The following is a 16,066-nucleotide window of genomic DNA, read 5'->3' on the forward strand; positions in this document are numbered from 1 at the left end:
GCCCGAGCTCTTCCGGAACCGCACCTCGCGGCCCGCGGGACTTAGCGCTTGCGCGGTCCGGGCACGAGGATGCCCCCGAGTCACCTTTCCTATGCGCCATGCGGCCCCCAGGGCACGTGTATGCGATACCGGACACCGTAACGGTGGGCGCCGCCCACCGGTCAGCGGCCAGAGCATGGGGGGCACGCCCGGTCCCGTTCCGAACCCGGAAGCTAAGCCCCATCGCGCCGAGAGTACTGCGGGGTGAGCCCGTGGGAGGCCAGGGCGCCGCTGACCGGTGGACGGCACCGAGCCGTCATCGAGATTGAAGGAGGGGGAGGCCTCGCGGCCTCCCCCTTTTTTGCGTTTAATAGAGAGCTGTAATACAAGAACTCGCCTTCGTTTAGCTTGTCTTACTGTTTGGCTGTATTTTGAGTCCTTCTTTTGTATTTGCGCGATAATAACTCCCATTGGCGTTAGGGAGGACTTGATGTTTACCGTTTTTGTCTTGGGCAATATTGCTTCGGGTAAGTCGACTGCCTGCCGCTATCTCGAATCTCATGGCGCCATGCTTATCGATCTGGATGAGCTTGCCAAATCGCTGTACGTGCCGGGGTCGGATATCGTCAATGCTCTTGCTGAAGAGTTTGGCTGGGATATTTTGGACGAGGAGGGCGGCGTTCGACGTAACATCCTCGCTTCTCGAGCTTTTGTCTCTCCTGATGCGGTTGCAAGGCTCAATAGCATTGTGCACCCCGTTCTCGTTGAGCAGCTTTCGCTGAGGATTCTCGATCCTGTCTGCTGTACGGTTTCGTCTCCCCGCTATCCCTTCGCTGCGGTCGAAGTATCTGCTCCGACTGGCTTTGAGGACGCCTTTGGCCTTGCGGATGAAATTATGGTTGTTAGTGCTCCTTTGGCGGTCCGTCGCGAACGTGCCATTCACCGTGGTATGGAGCCATCCGATTTTGATGCTCGCTGCGCTTGCCAACCCGATGAGTCTTCGCTTTGCCGTCTCGCCACAACCGTGATTGATAACGCAGCGGGCGACAACACGCTCTTTGAACAACTGGATGCATGGCTTGCTCGCCATGGCCTTATGGACGCTACGAATAAGGGGGCGACAGATGCCTAAGACGCGTTTCTTTACGTGGTATCGCTTTGTGCCGCTGGCTCTCGTTTTCGTCTTTGGCCTTATCTCGCTCGTTTACTCGTGTGCTCCCGCCGCTTTCTTTAAACCGCTTTATCCGATTGACTATGAGGCGTATGTAAAGCAGTCCAGTATTTCGCATAATCTCGATCCGTATCTGGTGTGTGCCGTCATCAAGTCGGAATCAAACTGGGATCCCGAGGCGGAATCCAACCAGGGCGCCCAAGGTCTCATGCAGCTTATGCCTGAAACCGCTCAGGATATGATCGCCAAGGGCCTTGTCGACGGGGACGAGTATTCTGCCGATAACCTGAATGACCCCGCTACGAATATCGAATTTGGGTGCGCGTACCTCTCGTACCTGCTGACGTATTTCAATGGCTCGACGGATAGTGCTATTGCTGCTTACAATGCCGGAATGGGCAATGTCGATGGGTGGGCGCAGCAAAACACATCGCTCCACAACGCGATTACCTTCCCCGAGACACAAGCCTATTTGATTCGTGTCAATAATGCCTGGGTTCGCTATAAGACCCTCTATCCCGACCGGTTCGTATAGGACTATGCCTGCCGCCTGCGTATACTGCAGATATATGAGTTAGGAGTATCCATGGCGGATTTTGAAGTTGAGCGTGTTGGCGGAGAGCTCAAACGTTTTGGCGTTGAGGGCTCTGATGTGCCGTTTAAGGTCGTGTCTCCCTATGAGCCTGCAGGTTCCCAGCCGAAGGCCATTGAGTCGCTTGTGAAGGGTGTGAGGGACGGAGACCGCTATCAGGTTTTGCTTGGCGTGACCGGTTCGGGCAAGACCTTTACCATGGCCAAGACCATCGAAGCTCTCGGTAAGCCAACGCTGGTCATGGCCCCCAACAAAACCCTCGCCGCACAGCTTGCGAGCGAGCTCAAAGAATTCTTTCCCAACAACGCTGTGGTCTACTTCGTCTCGTACTACGACTATTATCAACCCGAGGCATATGTACCGCAGAGTGATACGTATATCGAGAAAGACTCGTCGATTAACGAAGAGGTCGAGATGTTGCGCCATCAGGCGACAGCATCGTTGCTTTCTCGACGCGATGTGATTGTCGTCGCATCGGTCTCGTGCATCTATGGCATCGGTTCTCCCGAGGACTATGCGGGCTTGGCACCAAACGTCGATAAGAAGGTGCCGCTCGAGCGCGATGACTTTATCCATGCGCTCATCGACATTCAATACGACCGTAATGACTATGACCTGGCGCGTGGTACGTTCCGCGTACGTGGCGATGTCGTCGATGTGTATCCGCCCTATGCGGAGCACCCGTTGCGGTTTGAGTTCTTTGGCGACGAGGTTGAGCTGATTGCCGAGATCGATGAGGTTACCGGTGAGATGTTGCGTGAGTACGAAGCGATTCCCGTGTGGCCGGCTTCGCACTACGTGACCGAGAAGCCAAAGGTGAAGGCGGCCCTGAAATCGATCAGCGAAGAATGCGAAAAGCGCGTGGCGGAGCTCAAAGCGACCGACAAGTTGCTCGAGGCACAGCGCCTGCAGCAGCGGACCGATTATGACCTCGAGATGCTCGAGACGATGGGCTTTTGCAACGGCATCGAGAACTACTCGCGCCATCTGGATGGACGTAAACCGGGCGAGCCGCCGTTTACCTTGATTGACTACTTTCCCAAGGACATGCTCTGCATCATCGACGAGAGCCATGTGACGGTGCCGCAGATTCGCGGTATGCACGAAGGCGACCGATCGCGTAAAGTGACCCTGGTGGAGCATGGTTTTCGCCTGCCCTCGGCGCTCGACAACCGTCCGCTTCGCTTCGATGAGTTTGAGGCGAGGATCCCGCAGTTCATCTACGTTTCGGCTACGCCGGGTGACTATGAGTTGCGCGTGAGTCAAAACGATGTTGAACAGATTATTCGACCGACCGGCCTGCTCGATCCCAAAATCGACGTTCGTCCGGTCCGAGGCCAGATTGACGATCTTGAGGACGAGATTCGCGAGCGCGTGGCCCGCAAGGAGCGCGTGCTGGTGACCACGCTGACCAAGCGCATGGCCGAGGATCTGACCGATCACCTGCTCGATGCCGGCATTAAGGTCAACTACATGCACTCCGATACGGCGACGATGGACCGTGTCGAGATTCTGCGAACGTTGCGCGAGGGCAAGATCGATGTTTTGGTTGGCATCAACTTGCTTCGCGAGGGTCTGGATCTTCCCGAGGTCTCGCTGGTGGCAATTCTCGATGCCGATAAGGAAGGTTTCTTGCGTAACCGCCGTTCGCTGATTCAGACGATTGGCCGTGCGGCCCGCAATGCCAACGGCGAAGTCATCATGTACGCCGACGTCGTGACCGATTCGATGAAAGAAGCCATCGAGGAGACGCAGCGCCGTCGTGAGATCCAGATGGCCTACAACGAAGAACACGGCATTGTGCCCAAGACGGTGCACAAGGCCATCAACGATATTTCGAGCTTTATTGCCGAGGCCGAAAAGACCGTGGGGTCCAAGGGACGCTCGAAGGGCGACTCTCTGGGCCATGGTGCGTTCTATACACCCGATGAAAACGGCGAGGGCGAGGTGCCAGAGACGGTGACGCCTGAACAGACGCTTACCGAGCAGCTGGAAGGGCTGCCGCATGACGAGCTGGTGCGGATCGTCGAGACCATGGAAGAAGACATGCGTAATGCCTCCGCCGCCATGGACTTTGAGGAGGCGGCGCGCCTGCGTGATGCCGTCGTTCAGATTCGGGCGATGCTCGAGGGCGCGCCCGAGGACGAAACGATTGAGCGCCTGCGCTCGCAGGCCCGCAAGGGTTCCACGTTCGCTTCGGGCAGAAAACGCCAGGGCGCGCGATTTAAGAAATAGGGTACAGGCCCCGCGCTTCTCGTTGAGCTCGGGGTCTGTGTCTTTAGTGTGCTAGAGGTCTGCAATCAGGGCTTCGGCGCACCGGATGCCATCAGTGGCGGCGCTCATGATGCCGCCGGCATATCCTGCTCCCTCGCCGCAAGGGTAGAGGCCTGGAGTCGCCACGGCGTGACACGCGCGATCTCGGGTGACGGTGACCGGGGAGCTCGAACGCGTCTCCACGCCGGTAAGCACGGCATCGGGACGGTCGTAGCCCCGTAGCTTTTTTCCGAGCAGGGGAATTCCCAGGCGAAGCGACTCGACGATATGCTGCGGCAGGGCTTCGTCAATTGCCGTCCAGGTCACACCGAGCGGATAGGTGGGCTTTACCTTTCCGGGCGCCTTACTGGCGCGTCCTGCGAGGAAATCTCCGACGAGCTGTGCTGGTGCGTTCCAGTTGGAACCGCCCAGGCGATAGGCGGCCGCCTCGCAGGCACGCTGGAGCTCGATGCCGGCGAGCGGGTCATTGTTGGGAAGGTCCTCAGGCGTGACGTTAACGAGCAGGGCGGCATTTGCGTTGCGTCCGTCGCGGGCATTGAGGCTGGCCCCGTTGACGCACAGGTGGCCCGGCTCGGAAGAGGCGGCGACAACCTGCCCACCGGGGCACATGCAAAACGAGAACACGCTGCGCCCGTTGGGGAGATGGGCGACAAGCTTGTAGGGGGCTGCTCCGAGGGCGGGATGTCCCGCCGAAGGGCCATATTGAGCGCGATCGATATCGAGCTGTGGGTGCTCGATGCGTACGCCCATGGCAAAGGTTTTTTGCGCGAGGGCTACGCCATGGTCCTTGAGGAGCTCGAATACGTCGCGGGCGGAATGGCCGCAGGCAAGGATAAGGTGCTTCGTGGCGATTTGCTCAGTCGCGGCATGTTGAGACGCCTGGACATCGATGCCGGTGATGGCGCCGGACGCGTCGGCGCGAATGTCAACGAGCTTTGTTCGATAGCGGACGACACCTCCGAGCCGTTCGATGCGCTGGGAAATATTGGTGACAACAGTGGGAAGGATGTCGGAGCCAATGTGCGGCTTGGCATCCCATAGAATGTCTCGGGGTGCACCCGCTTCGACGAAGGTGTCCAGGATAAGGCGATGGGCGGGATTTTTGGTTCCCGTATTGAGCTTGCCATCCGAGAAAGTCCCCGCACCGCCCAAGCCAAACTGGATATTGCTCTCGGGGTCGAGGGCGCGCTCCTTCAGAAAGAGGTCGATTGCCTGCGAGCGGCGAAGCGCTGGGTCGCCCCGTTCGATAAGCAAGGGCTTCAGACCTGCTTCGGCGAGGGTAAGTGCGGCGAAAAGGCCAGCGCATCCGGCGCCGACGACGACGGGGCGCTCTTTGGGCGCGCCGGAAACGGGGGAGGGGAATGAAGGCTCATTGTCGTCTATCGTGCGCACGTGTGAGCGGTCGCGCACAGCAACGCTGTCGAGCACTGTCTGCTCGATGTCTGGGCTCGTTAGCTCAACACGAAAGCTCAGGATAAAATGAACGTCTCGTTTCTTGCGGGCATCGATGGACTTGCGGTGGAGCTCGATGGACTTGATCTCGGAGTCTTTGCAACGCAGGACGCGTTTGACGACTCGCTTGCCAACGATAAGGCAAGCTTTTTCATCGCCGGCTTCATCGAGCGACGCATTGACTTGGGTGATTTCGATCATCGAGGTCTCCTTAGATGCAAGAAAGAGGCCGCCCGGTGTCCCAGACGGCCCGAATGCGTTTTGATTATAGACTGCGCAGCTATAGGTTACTGGCAGCGCGAATGCCCGAAAGCCACGCCCATGCAAGGTTGAAGCCACCGCAGTCGGCGTCGATATCGAGCGCTTCGCCGCAGACGCAAAGCGGGGCATAGGCTGCGCCGTTCGCGCGAAGGCCGGGTATCGAGACGGTCTCGATGGGTATGCCGCCACGTATGACCTGTGCCGAGCGCTCCTCGGCCGTTCCCTCGACAAGCAGTTTAAAGTGCTTGAGGATGGAGACCAGATGGATGACGTCGTGCGACCCGGGGTGGCGCTGTTCGAATGCGGCGCAGACAACGCGAGAGAACTGCGGGGCGAGCATGCCGTCGAGCCAGCGGGGGTCGCGGGACGAAAAACCGCCGAGCAACGCAACTCGCTGGTTAAGCATATCGAGCAACTCGTCTTTGGAGAGGTCGGGGAAAACGTCGAGCAGAATCGTGTCGCCGCGCTGGACGCGACGGGAGAGGTTAAAGGCGGCAACGCCCGAGATGCCAAAGGTTCGGAAGAGCACTTCGCCGTCTTCGTGCCAGAGCTCCTCGTGATTGCGGGTGAGCGTCAAACGGGCGCGGACGCGCAGGCCATCCAGTGTCTTGAGCGCAGTCTGGTCGCCGAAGACCGATGCCGACACGGGGCAGAGGACGGGGCGCTGCGGTGTGAGGGGAAGGCTGAACGTCTTCGCGATGTCGGCAGGGCTGCCGCCCGTAGCGATAATCACGGCCTTTGCCTGCAAGGTCATGTTTTTGCGCGGGGTATCGGCGAGCGCCCTCCGAAGCGAGCGGAGCTCCGATTTTCGATCGCCGTGCTTTTTTGCCTTAAGCGCCCGTGCGGGACGGTCTATTTGGAGTGTCCAGCCCTCGGGAGCTTTGTGCGCCATGGCAACGTTGGCTCCGCAGATTAAGGTGACGCCCAGACGATCACAAACGTTGAGAAGCGCGTCGTGCACCGATTCGGCGCGGAGGGAGCGTGGGTACAGTCGACCTTCCTCGGAGGTCGTCATGATGCCCAGCGAGGAGAAGAAGCCCATAAGCTCTTGTTCGGGCCGGGGGCCCATGACGGATTCGACGAAAGCGGGATGGTTGTACCGCCGAGGATCAATCGATTCGTTTGAGAGATTGCAGCGGCCGTTGCCGGTCGCAAGGAGTTTAAGGCCGCAGGCGACATCGCGCTCAACGATGCAGGCGCTTTTGCCAGCGCGTGCGGCCGTGATGGCGGCGGCGAGACCCGAGGCCCCGCCGCCGATTACCAGGACGTCATAGAAGGCGCTCGTGTTCACTTAGGCCTCGTCGGTCTCGTGCGGGGCGATGGCCTCGACGGCAGAGACGGCCTTGGGCAGCATGCCATCGGGCAGCGCGGTCTCGACCTCGCCCTTATCGCAGGCCTCGGCGAGTGACGGATTGATGGGAAGTTGACCCAAGATGTCGAGGTTGTAGCGCTCGGCGACTTCGGGGAGGTTGCTCTTACCAAAGACCTCGATCTTCTTGCCGCAGTCGGGGCACTCGATATAGCTCATGTTCTCGACAACGCCCAGAATGGGGACGTTCATCTTCTCGGCCATGTTGACTGCCTTGGCGACGATCATCGAGACCAAGTCTTGCGGGCTCGTGACGATGACGATGCCATCGACGGGCAGCGATTGGAAAACGGTGAGCGCGACGTCGCCCGTTCCCGGAGGCATATCGACCAGCAGGTAGTCGATGGGGCCCCACGAGGTCTCGCTCCAGAATTGCCTGATGGCGCCCGCTATAACCGGGCCACGCCAAAGGACGGGATCGGTTTCGTTTTGGAGCAGCAGGTTGGAGCTCATGACCTTGACCCCGTGCTCGGAGATCTCGGGCAGCATAAGATTGCCGAGAGCATGGACATGACGTCCGCTCATACCGAACATCTTGGGGATGGAGGGGCCGGTGATGTCGGCATCGAGGATGCCGACTTTGTTGCCGCGGCGGGCAAGCTCGGTGGCGATGGCACCGGTGACGAACGACTTGCCGACGCCGCCCTTGCCGGATAACACGGCGATAACGCGCTTGACTTCGGATAGCGTGTTCTCTTCAAATTCCTGCGGTGCGGTTTGTCCGCCGGCCGCCTGTGCGTGCTCGCAACCCATATCTGACTCCTTTGTATGCGTTGGGGCAAGGCCCCACGATGTGACACGAGCGTCATTGTACCCTCGTTTGCGAACGTGAGCCATTTGTGATGCGCGGCTGGCGATCGATGGCATTCGAAAGCATGGGTCGGGCAGGCGACGTGCGCGCGTCGGATAAATCAAAAGGTCTGCGAATCTTGTATCACGAACATCTGTGCGCGTTGAGTGCGCTAAACTCATCGACGGTGTGATTTGAAGTTATAGGAGGCAAGGAGCTTCCATGTCTGATTCCTCTATCGTTATTCGCGGTGCGCGCGAGCACAACTTGCGCGATATCGATGTATCCATTCCACGCGACCAGCTCGTGGTCATTACCGGCCTTTCCGGCTCGGGCAAGAGCTCGCTGGCGTTCGACACGATCTATGCCGAGGGCCAGCGCCGCTACGTCGAGAGCCTGTCGAGCTATGCGCGTCAGTTTTTGGGCCAGATGGACAAACCCGATCTGGACTCGATCGACGGCCTTTCGCCGGCTGTTTCGATCGATCAAAAGACGACATCCAAGAATCCTCGATCGACGGTGGGCACCGTAACCGAGATTTATGACTACCTGCGACTGCTGTTTGCTCGCGTCGGTACGCCGCACTGCCCCGAGTGCGGTCGCATAATCGAGCGCCAGACGACCGACCAGGTTGCCGATAAAGTCCTGGCTGCGGGGGAGGGCCGCCGCGCGTTCGTGCTGGCACCGGTGGTTCGCGGTCGTAAGGGCGAGTATGCCAAGCTGTTCGAGGATCTTCGCGCCGAGGGCTTTAGCCGCGTGCGCGTCGACGGCGAGGTTCGCTCGCTTGATGACCCTATCGATTTGGATAAGAAATTCAAGCACGATATCGAGGTCGTGGTCGACCGTATCGTGATTCGCGAGAACTCCCTGGGCCGTATTGCCGAGTCCGTTGAACAGGCGACTGCGCTGGCGCACGGCAATGTGAACGTATACTTGCTGCCCGACCGCGACGCTCCCGAGGGGACCGAAGGCGAGTTGCTGGAGTATTCGCTGGCGCTGGCGTGCCCGGAGCATGGGCACTCCATCGATGACCTGCAGCCGCGCGATTTCTCGTTCAACGCGCCCTATGGCGCGTGCCCCGAGTGCGATGGCCTGGGCTTTAAGAAGACGGTCGATGCCGAAGCGCTAATCGAAGACCCCTCGAAGTCGATCGCCGACGGGGTCTTTGGCAGCCTGTTTGGCAACTCTAACTACTATCCGCAGATTTTCGCTGCGGTCTGCAAACACTTTAAGGTGAGCGTCGATACGCCGTGGGAGGATCTGCCTCCGCGGGTGCGTCGCGCGTTTTTAGACGGCATGGGCGACCAGAAGATTTCGGTCGACTATCAAAAGCTCGATGGGCGTCGCAGCCAGTGGGACACCAAGTTCTCGGGCGTGCGCAATATCCTGTACGAGCGCTATAACGAGACGACGAATGAGAACACCAGGGCGCGCTTGGAGAAGTACATTCGCGAGGAGCCGTGCTCGAGTTGCCATGGTGCTCGTCTGCGCCCCGAGATGCTCGCCGTTACCGTAGGCGGTAAGTCCATTTACGAGGTCTGCTGCCTGTCGTGCCGCGAGTCGCTCGAGTTTTTTGAGGGCCTGGAGCTTACCGAGCGCCAACAATTTATCGGCGGGCGCATCGTTAAGGAAATCCTGGAGCGCCTGCGCTTTCTGGTCGATGTCGGACTCGACTATCTGACCCTCGACCGTGCCTCGGCGACGCTTTCCGGAGGCGAGGCCCAGCGCATTCGCCTGGCAACGCAGATCGGCGCCGGCCTCATGGGTGTCCTGTACATTTTGGACGAGCCATCGATCGGCCTCCATCAGCGCGATAACGAGCGCCTGATCAAGACGCTTGAGCGCCTGCGCGATATCGGCAATACCGTCATCGTCGTTGAGCATGATGAGGATACGATTCGTGCTGCCGACTATGTGATCGACATGGGCCCTGGCGCGGGCGTGAACGGCGGACACGTGGTCGCCGCGGGAACGCCTGCCGATATCATGGCGTGCCCCGATTCGATGACGGGTGCCTACCTGACTGGCAAGCGAATGATTCGGGTTCCCGATAAGCGCCGCAAGCCCGGTCGCGGCTGCCTTAAGATCACGGGCGCCCGTGCCAACAACCTTAAAAACGTTACCGCCAAGATTGAGTTCGGTACGCTTACGGTCGTTACCGGCGTGTCGGGATCGGGCAAGAGCTCCCTGGTTACCGACACCATCGCGCCTGCTCTTACGAATGCCATTCATCGCTCGACGCGTCCTGTGGGCCCGTACAAAAAGCTCGAGGGTATCGAGTGCATCGATAAGGTGATCGACATTGACCAGTCGCCGATCGGCCGTACACCGCGTTCCAATCCCGCTACGTACATTGGCCTGTGGGATGATCTGCGCGCGCTGTTTGCGAGCACACCGGAGTCGAAGGCACGCGGCTACTCGCCGGGACGTTTCTCCTTTAACGTGAGCGGCGGCCGCTGCGAAGCATGCAAGGGCGACGGACAAATTAAGATCGAGATGCACTTCCTTCCCGATATCTATGTTCCCTGCGAGGTCTGCGGCGGCAAGCGCTATAATCGCGAGACGCTTGAGGTCACCTACCGTGGTAAGACCATCTCTGACGTGCTCGACATGAGCGTCACCGAGGCGCTGGCTTTCTTTGGCAATATTCCTCAAATTAAGCGTAAGCTCCAGACTCTGTACGATGTGGGCCTGGGCTATGTGAGCTTGGGCCAGCCGGCAACGACGCTTTCGGGTGGCGAGGCACAGCGCGTAAAGCTCGCCAAGGAACTTCACCGCCGTCAGACGGGTAAGACGTTCTACATTCTGGATGAGCCGACGACCGGTCTCCATTTTGAGGATGTCCGCCAGTTGCTCGACGTGCTGCAGCTCCTGGTCGATGCGGGCAACACGGTTCTGGTAATCGAGCATAATCTCGATGTCATCAAGGTCGCCGACCGTCTGATCGATATGGGTCCCGAGGGCGGCAATGGCGGCGGAACCGTCGTGGTCTCGGGTACGCCGGAGCAGGTCGCGGCATGTTCGCAGAGCTACACGGGCAAGTTCTTGGCTCCGCTGCTCGAGCGCGACCGTGAGCGTCAGGCACAACTCGACGCCCAGTAAAGAGACGCCGTCATGCGAGAAGCGCCACCGATTCCTTTCGATTCGGTGGCGCTTCTGTGTGTCGAGATGGCGCATGCTGCTACATTGGACATATACTTAGGCGTTACGTTCGAACGCGAGGGAAGGGGCATGCCATGGCAAAGGCTGCAAAGACGCCGAAAACCAATGCGATGCGCGAGCTGGAAAACGCCGGCATCTCCTATATTCTCCATACGTATGAAGACTATGGCGATGAGTCGGCGGGTTTAGGCGTTGCGATTTCGGAACAACTTGGCGAGGAGCCTGGCCAGGGTTTTAAGACCTTGGTTTGCGTGACGCCGTCCAACGAACACGTTGTGTGCTGTATTCCCGTTGCCGACGAGCTTGACCTAAAGGCCGCCGCGCGCGCCGCTGGTGAAAAGTCGCTGACCATGATGCATGTCAAGGACTTGCTTGCCGCGACGGGGTATGTCCGGGGCGGCTGCAGTCCAGTCGGCATGAAAAAACGCTTTCGGACGCTGATCGATGAGACATGCGTCCTTTGGGATACCATTTTTATCTCAGGCGGTAAGCGTGGCTATCAGCTTGAGCTTGCCCCCGACGACTTAGTTGCATTTTGCGGGGCGACGGTTGCCCCGATCACGAGAGAGGACTGAGCGATGCCGCAGGAAGAATCGAAGCGCGGGGCTCACTTTGCAAAGCGTTCGGCTTCTCAGGCGTCCGCGTCTGAGGCTTCTTCGGTCGACGACCAGATTCGAAACGCCTGGTCCGCTGCTGCAGATCCAGGGGAGACGGCCGTGTATTTGCGTGCTGCCGGTGCTGGTGCGGCGCTTCCTCGTACGATTCTCTCTTCGGGTCGCCCCGATGAGACGGCGGTGTTTTTGGCCGCGGCTCAATCCCGTGCCGGACGGATGCCTGCTGCCGCTGGGGCGTCTCGTGCGCCGCGTCCCGATGAGACAGCAGTGTTCTTGATGGCGGCTCAGGGAAAGGGCACGTTGAAGGGCGCTCCAGCCGATCGTTCCGCAAGGCATGCAACCGACGGGGATGACGAGCAGCTGCTTATGGATGACGAGTGGTCACCGCTCGGCTCGACCGATCCGGTCGAGGGCGTTGCTGTCGACGACGATGATTGGGGCCTTTTGTCGTTTTCTGATCGAACCGCTGCCGCCAGGGAAGTTGACACGGTGTTTGGTGATGATGCCGTAGCTAACGATGGCGCTTCGTTTGACAACGATGTCACGCCTGCTGGCGGCGCTTTTTCTGCCGATGATGCCGTTTTGGTCGACGACCCCTTCGCGATAATCGATGAGCCCGATATCGAGGTTGATTCTCGACAACACACTGAAGTTAGCCCCCAATCGCAGGACGACGTAGATGATATGGGCTCGTCGGATTACTCTACGGTTGGCCGTTCTGCCGGCCTTATGACTGCGCTGACCATCGTGTCGCGCGTCACAGGGTTCATCCGCACGTGGGCTATGGCTGCCGCCATCGGCATGTCGCTGCTCTCATCTTCCTATCAGGTCGCCAACAACCTGCCCAATATGCTCTACGAGCTCGTGATGGGCGGTATGTTGGTTACCGCCTTTTTGCCGGTGTACATGGGCGTGCGTCGTGAACAGGGTCGCGACGCCTCAAACGAATACGTAGGCAATCTGCTCGGCATCCTGCTTTTGCTGCTGGGCGGCATTTCGGTGCTGGGCACCGTGTTCGCTCCGGGCTTTATCTGGACGCAGTCGTTCCTTTCGGGTGACGGCGGCAGCATAAATACAGCCGCGTTCATGTTTCGTTTCTTTGCCATCCAGATTCTGTTCTACGGGCTGGGCTCGGTGTTCTCGGGCGTTCTCAACGCACACCGTGATTACTTCTGGTCGACGTTTGCCCCGGTCCTCAACAATGCGATTGTCATCGCGAGCTTTATGGGCTTTGCTCCTGTGTCCGCACAATTCGGTGAGCGTGCCGGCATCATTCTTATTGCAGCCGGAACGACCTTTGGCGTCTTTGTCCAGATGGCATGTCAGATCCCCGCGCTCGGCAAGCACGGCGTGCATCCTCATATCCATATCGACTTTAAGGATCCCGCGCTGCGCCAGACGATTACGCTCGGTATTCCGACGCTGCTTGCAACGGTGTGCATGTTTGTTTCGACCTCCATCACCAATGCCGCCGCGCTGGTGGTACAGCCCGAGACCGGTCCTTCTGTCATCGCGTATGCGCGCCTGTGGTACACGCTGCCCTACGCGCTGATTGCCGCTTCGCTTTCGACGGCGCTGTACACCGAGCTCTCTCACGATGCGCAGGAGAAAGATTACGACAGTGTTCGTACTGGCATCTCGCACGGTGTCGCCCAGATGCTGTTCTTCCTGATCCCGTTTGCGTTGTACCTGATTGTTTTCGCCCGTCCGCTCAACATGATTTACTGTGCCGGCAAGTTTGATGAGTCCGGCGTGGCGCTGGTATCCGAGTTCCTTGTCTATCTGGCGCTCTCGCTGCCACTCTACGGCGTGGTCGTGCTGATGCAGAAGAGCTTCTCTGCTCTGCTCGATATGAAGCCCTATGGCCGCTATTGTCTCTACTCCGCCATTGGGCAGGCCGGTTCGGTGCTGCTGTTTGGGGTAGCCCTCGGCTACGGCATGCCGGCCATCGCGCTTTCGTATGTCGTCGACTACGTTATCTTGGTCGGTTGTTCACTGTGGTGGCTGCGCCGTCGTCTGCATGGCCTTCAGGTTACGTCCATACTGCACGGAGGCTTCTTTGGCCTTTTGCTTGGAGGGCTGGGTGCGGCGACTGGCGCCGTCGTTATGTGGGCGCTCGAGCACTTTGTCGGAGCGCTCGGCGGCTCGATTCTGGTTACCTTGTGCTATGTTTGCGTTGCGGGCATCGTCTCACTCGCCGTCACCTTTGGTCTGGCCGTCGCCTTTAAGATGCCCGAGGTTTCTGCGTTACTTCGCCGCAAGTAGGTAAACGTGACGGGTCACGATAACATTCCAACCCTTGCCGAACAGGTCTCGCGCGTTCCCACGCAGCCCGGCTGCTACCTTTGGAAAGACGCCAAGGGCGATGTCATCTACGTTGGCAAGGCGAAAAACCTGCGTGCTCGCATGCGTCAGTACGTGACGCTGCAGGACGAGCGCCAGAAGATCCCGCTTATGATGCAGCTGGTGGCGAGCTTCGACTATATCGTTGTGGAGTCCGAGCACGAGGCATTGGTACTCGAGCGCAATCTAATCGGTCAGTACCATCCGTACTTTAACGTCGATCTTAAGGACGATAAGAGCTATCCCTTTATCGCTATCACCAAGAGCGATCTATTTCCCGCTATTAAATACACGCGTGAGCGCCATAAGCCAGGGACGCGCTATTTTGGCCCCTATACCGATAGCCGCGCGGCGCGTGAAACCATCGATACGCTGCGCAAGGTTATTCCCATTTGCTCAGCATCCTGTGCGGAGTGGCGTCGCTGCCGCCGCATCGTCGAGTCCCACAAGGGCGAGGAAGACATCGTCAATATGATTTGCGCGCAAAACGGGCGCCCCTGCTTTGACTACCATGTCGGGCGCGGCCCGGGTGCGTGTGTCGGCGCGATTTCCCCGGCAGACTATGCCAAGAACGTCAAGCGTGTCGAGCGCTTTTTGTCGGGTCATCGCAAGGATGTCGTCGATGAGCTGACATCCGAGATGACGGAGGCCGCCGAGGCGCTCGATTTTGAGCGCGCCGCCCGCGTCAAGCGCCGCCTGGACGTCATTCGGGGCCTGGACGATCGCCAACAGGTTGTCTTTCCATCGAGCGTCGATATCGATGTTATCGGCTTCTATCGCGAAGAGACCATTTCCGCCGCTTGCGTTTTTGTCGTGCGTGAGGGTCGAACGGTTCGAACCTGCGAGTTCATTCTCGATAAGGGTTTGGATGTCGATGAAGAGGAGCTTCAATCGGGCTTTCTTAAGCGCTATTACGACGAGACGGCTGATATTCCAGCTGAGATCAACCTCTCTGTCGAGCTTGAGGATGCGGAGGCGCTGGGGGAGTGGCTTGCAGGCAAGCGCGAGCGCCCCTGTCATCTCCATAGGCCGCAGCGTGGCGAAAAGCACCGTTTGCTCGATATGGCATCCAAAAATGCGCGCCATGCACTCATGCGCTACATGATGCGTACGGGGTATGCCGACGACCGCACCAATCGGGCGCTCTTGGAGCTCGAAAGCGCGTTGGCGCTGCCATCGCCGCCGTTGCGTATCGAGTGCTTCGATATCTCTACGCTGCATGGCACCTTTACGGTCGCCTCGATGGTGGTGTTTACCAACGGCCGCGCCGACAAGAGCCAGTACCGCCGCTTTAAAATCCAGGCCGAATTGGACGAGGCGAATGACTTCGTTTCGATGTCCGAGGTTTTGGGGCGTCGCTATGCTCCCGAGCGGATGGCCGACGAACGTTTTGGCTCGCGCCCCGATCTGCTCGTTGTCGACGGCGGCAAGCCGCAATTGACGGCTGCAATTAAACAACTTGAGGCCCTTGGGCTCGATATACCAGTTTGTGGCTTGGCAAAGGCCGATGAGGAGGTTTTCGTGCCTTGGGACGAGACTCCCGTCGTGCTACCGACCGGGTCCGCGTCGCTCTATCTCATCAAGCAGGTGCGCGATGAGTCGCACCGTTTTGCAATTACATTTCATCGTGAGTTGCGCGATAAAGCCATGACGGTTTCGGTACTCGATGACGTTCCAGGCGTGGGACCCACTAGAAAACGTGCCATATTGCGCCATTTTGGCTCGATGAAGCGTTTGCGCGCGGCGAGCGAGCGAGAGATCGCGGAAGTTCGCGGCATACCTGCCGATGTCGCCAAGGCGGTCCACGAGACGCTCGTCGCATGGAATGCCGAGCGCGCCGAGGCATCGGCTAGCCATTCCGATAGCTCAACACGAGCCTAAACAACTGGTATACATGCTTGCGCGATTTTCAAGCATTTATTTCGCCATGATTACCTGCTGGTTTCGGGTTTTATTAACGCTAAAACGTTTGACTAACCCAAGGAACAGCCCTGCTATCCTGCGGTTTGACGAAGACTGATATCTCACCTCATCGATACATACTGTCTACAGTATCGTT

10 protein-coding genes and 1 rRNA gene are annotated in these 16,066 nt (G+C 58.8%); 8 read left to right on the forward strand and 3 right to left on the reverse strand.

Annotated features, from left to right (window positions below; genetic code table 11):
* Window positions 1-160: 160 nt before the first annotated feature.
* The 4 genes from rrf to uvrB all read left to right on the forward strand — a co-directional run bounded on the left by rrf (window position 161) and on the right by uvrB (window position 3,977).
* Window positions 161-276 (forward strand): 5S ribosomal RNA (gene rrf, locus DW136_RS04125).
* 193 nt (window positions 277-469) lie between these two features.
* Complete coding sequence (gene coaE, locus DW136_RS04130) at window positions 470-1,111, forward strand: dephospho-CoA kinase (protein WP_117584264.1); 642 nt, start codon at window positions 470-472, stop codon at window positions 1,109-1,111.
* A complete protein-coding gene (locus DW136_RS04135) occupies window positions 1,104-1,685 on the forward strand; it encodes a lytic transglycosylase domain-containing protein (protein ID WP_117584265.1) in 582 nt (193 codons plus the stop codon). Before coaE ends, DW136_RS04135 begins: the two co-directional genes overlap by 8 nt.
* A 51-nt stretch (window positions 1,686-1,736) precedes the next feature.
* A complete protein-coding gene (gene uvrB, locus DW136_RS04140) occupies window positions 1,737-3,977 on the forward strand; it encodes an excinuclease ABC subunit UvrB (protein ID WP_118289138.1) in 2,241 nt (746 codons plus the stop codon).
* 51 nt (window positions 3,978-4,028) lie between these two features.
* On the opposite strand, the gene DW136_RS04145 is transcribed toward uvrB, so the two are convergent.
* The 3 genes from DW136_RS04145 to DW136_RS04155 all read right to left on the reverse strand — a co-directional run bounded on the left by DW136_RS04145 (window position 4,029) and on the right by DW136_RS04155 (window position 7,851).
* Window positions 4,029-5,669: an NAD(P)/FAD-dependent oxidoreductase gene (locus DW136_RS04145; RefSeq protein ID WP_117716936.1), complete on the reverse strand. Its 1,641-nt coding sequence runs from the start codon at window positions 5,667-5,669 to the stop codon at window positions 4,029-4,031.
* Between the two features lie 79 nt (window positions 5,670-5,748).
* Window positions 5,749-7,020, reverse strand: coding sequence for an NAD(P)/FAD-dependent oxidoreductase (locus DW136_RS04150; RefSeq protein WP_117584268.1), 1,272 nt, complete (start codon window positions 7,018-7,020; stop codon window positions 5,749-5,751).
* Complete coding sequence (locus DW136_RS04155; RefSeq protein WP_117584269.1) at window positions 7,021-7,851, reverse strand: Mrp/NBP35 family ATP-binding protein; 831 nt, start codon at window positions 7,849-7,851, stop codon at window positions 7,021-7,023.
* 259 nt (window positions 7,852-8,110) lie between these two features.
* On the opposite strand from DW136_RS04155, the gene uvrA reads away from it, so the two are divergent.
* The 4 genes from uvrA to uvrC all read left to right on the forward strand — a co-directional run bounded on the left by uvrA (window position 8,111) and on the right by uvrC (window position 15,888).
* Window positions 8,111-10,990 (forward strand): excinuclease ABC subunit UvrA, encoded by a 2,880-nt coding sequence (gene uvrA / locus DW136_RS04160; protein ID WP_118289139.1) that lies wholly within the window; start codon window positions 8,111-8,113, stop codon window positions 10,988-10,990.
* Between the two features lie 134 nt (window positions 10,991-11,124).
* Window positions 11,125-11,625 carry a Cys-tRNA(Pro) deacylase gene (ybaK, locus tag DW136_RS04165; protein ID WP_117584271.1) on the forward strand — a complete coding sequence of 167 codons (501 nt, stop codon included), beginning with the start codon at window positions 11,125-11,127 and terminating at the stop codon, window positions 11,623-11,625.
* A 3-nt stretch (window positions 11,626-11,628) separates the two neighbouring features.
* Window positions 11,629-13,929 (forward strand): murein biosynthesis integral membrane protein MurJ, encoded by a 2,301-nt coding sequence (gene murJ / locus DW136_RS04170; RefSeq protein WP_233505719.1) that lies wholly within the window; start codon window positions 11,629-11,631, stop codon window positions 13,927-13,929.
* 6 nt (window positions 13,930-13,935) lie between these two features.
* Window positions 13,936-15,888 carry an excinuclease ABC subunit UvrC gene (uvrC, locus tag DW136_RS04175; protein WP_117630012.1) on the forward strand — a complete coding sequence of 651 codons (1,953 nt, stop codon included), beginning with the start codon at window positions 13,936-13,938 and terminating at the stop codon, window positions 15,886-15,888.
* Window positions 15,889-16,066: the final 178 nt, after the last annotated feature.

It is taken from the genome of Collinsella sp. AM12-1, assembly GCF_003472325.1.
Taxonomy (GTDB): Bacteria; Actinomycetota; Coriobacteriia; order Coriobacteriales; family Coriobacteriaceae; genus Collinsella.

Bases quoted from the DNA above. Each gene is read 5' to 3' on its own strand.
- coaE (WP_117584264.1), top strand. From the start codon at position 470: ATGTTTACCGTTTTTGTCTTGGGCAATATTGCTTCGGGTAAGTCGACT.
- DW136_RS04135 (WP_117584265.1), top strand. From the start codon at position 1,104: ATGCCTAAGACGCGTTTCTTTACGTGGTATCGCTTTGTGCCGCTGGCT.
- uvrB (WP_118289138.1), top strand. From the start codon at position 1,737: ATGGCGGATTTTGAAGTTGAGCGTGTTGGCGGAGAGCTCAAACGTTTT.
- DW136_RS04145 (WP_117716936.1), bottom strand. From the start codon at position 5,669: ATGATCGAAATCACCCAAGTCAATGCGTCGCTCGATGAAGCCGGCGAT.
- DW136_RS04155 (WP_117584269.1), bottom strand. From the start codon at position 7,851: ATGGGTTGCGAGCACGCACAGGCGGCCGGCGGACAAACCGCACCGCAG.
- uvrA (WP_118289139.1), top strand. From the start codon at position 8,111: ATGTCTGATTCCTCTATCGTTATTCGCGGTGCGCGCGAGCACAACTTG.
- ybaK (WP_117584271.1), top strand. From the start codon at position 11,125: ATGGCAAAGGCTGCAAAGACGCCGAAAACCAATGCGATGCGCGAGCTG.
- murJ (WP_233505719.1), top strand. From the start codon at position 11,629: ATGCCGCAGGAAGAATCGAAGCGCGGGGCTCACTTTGCAAAGCGTTCG.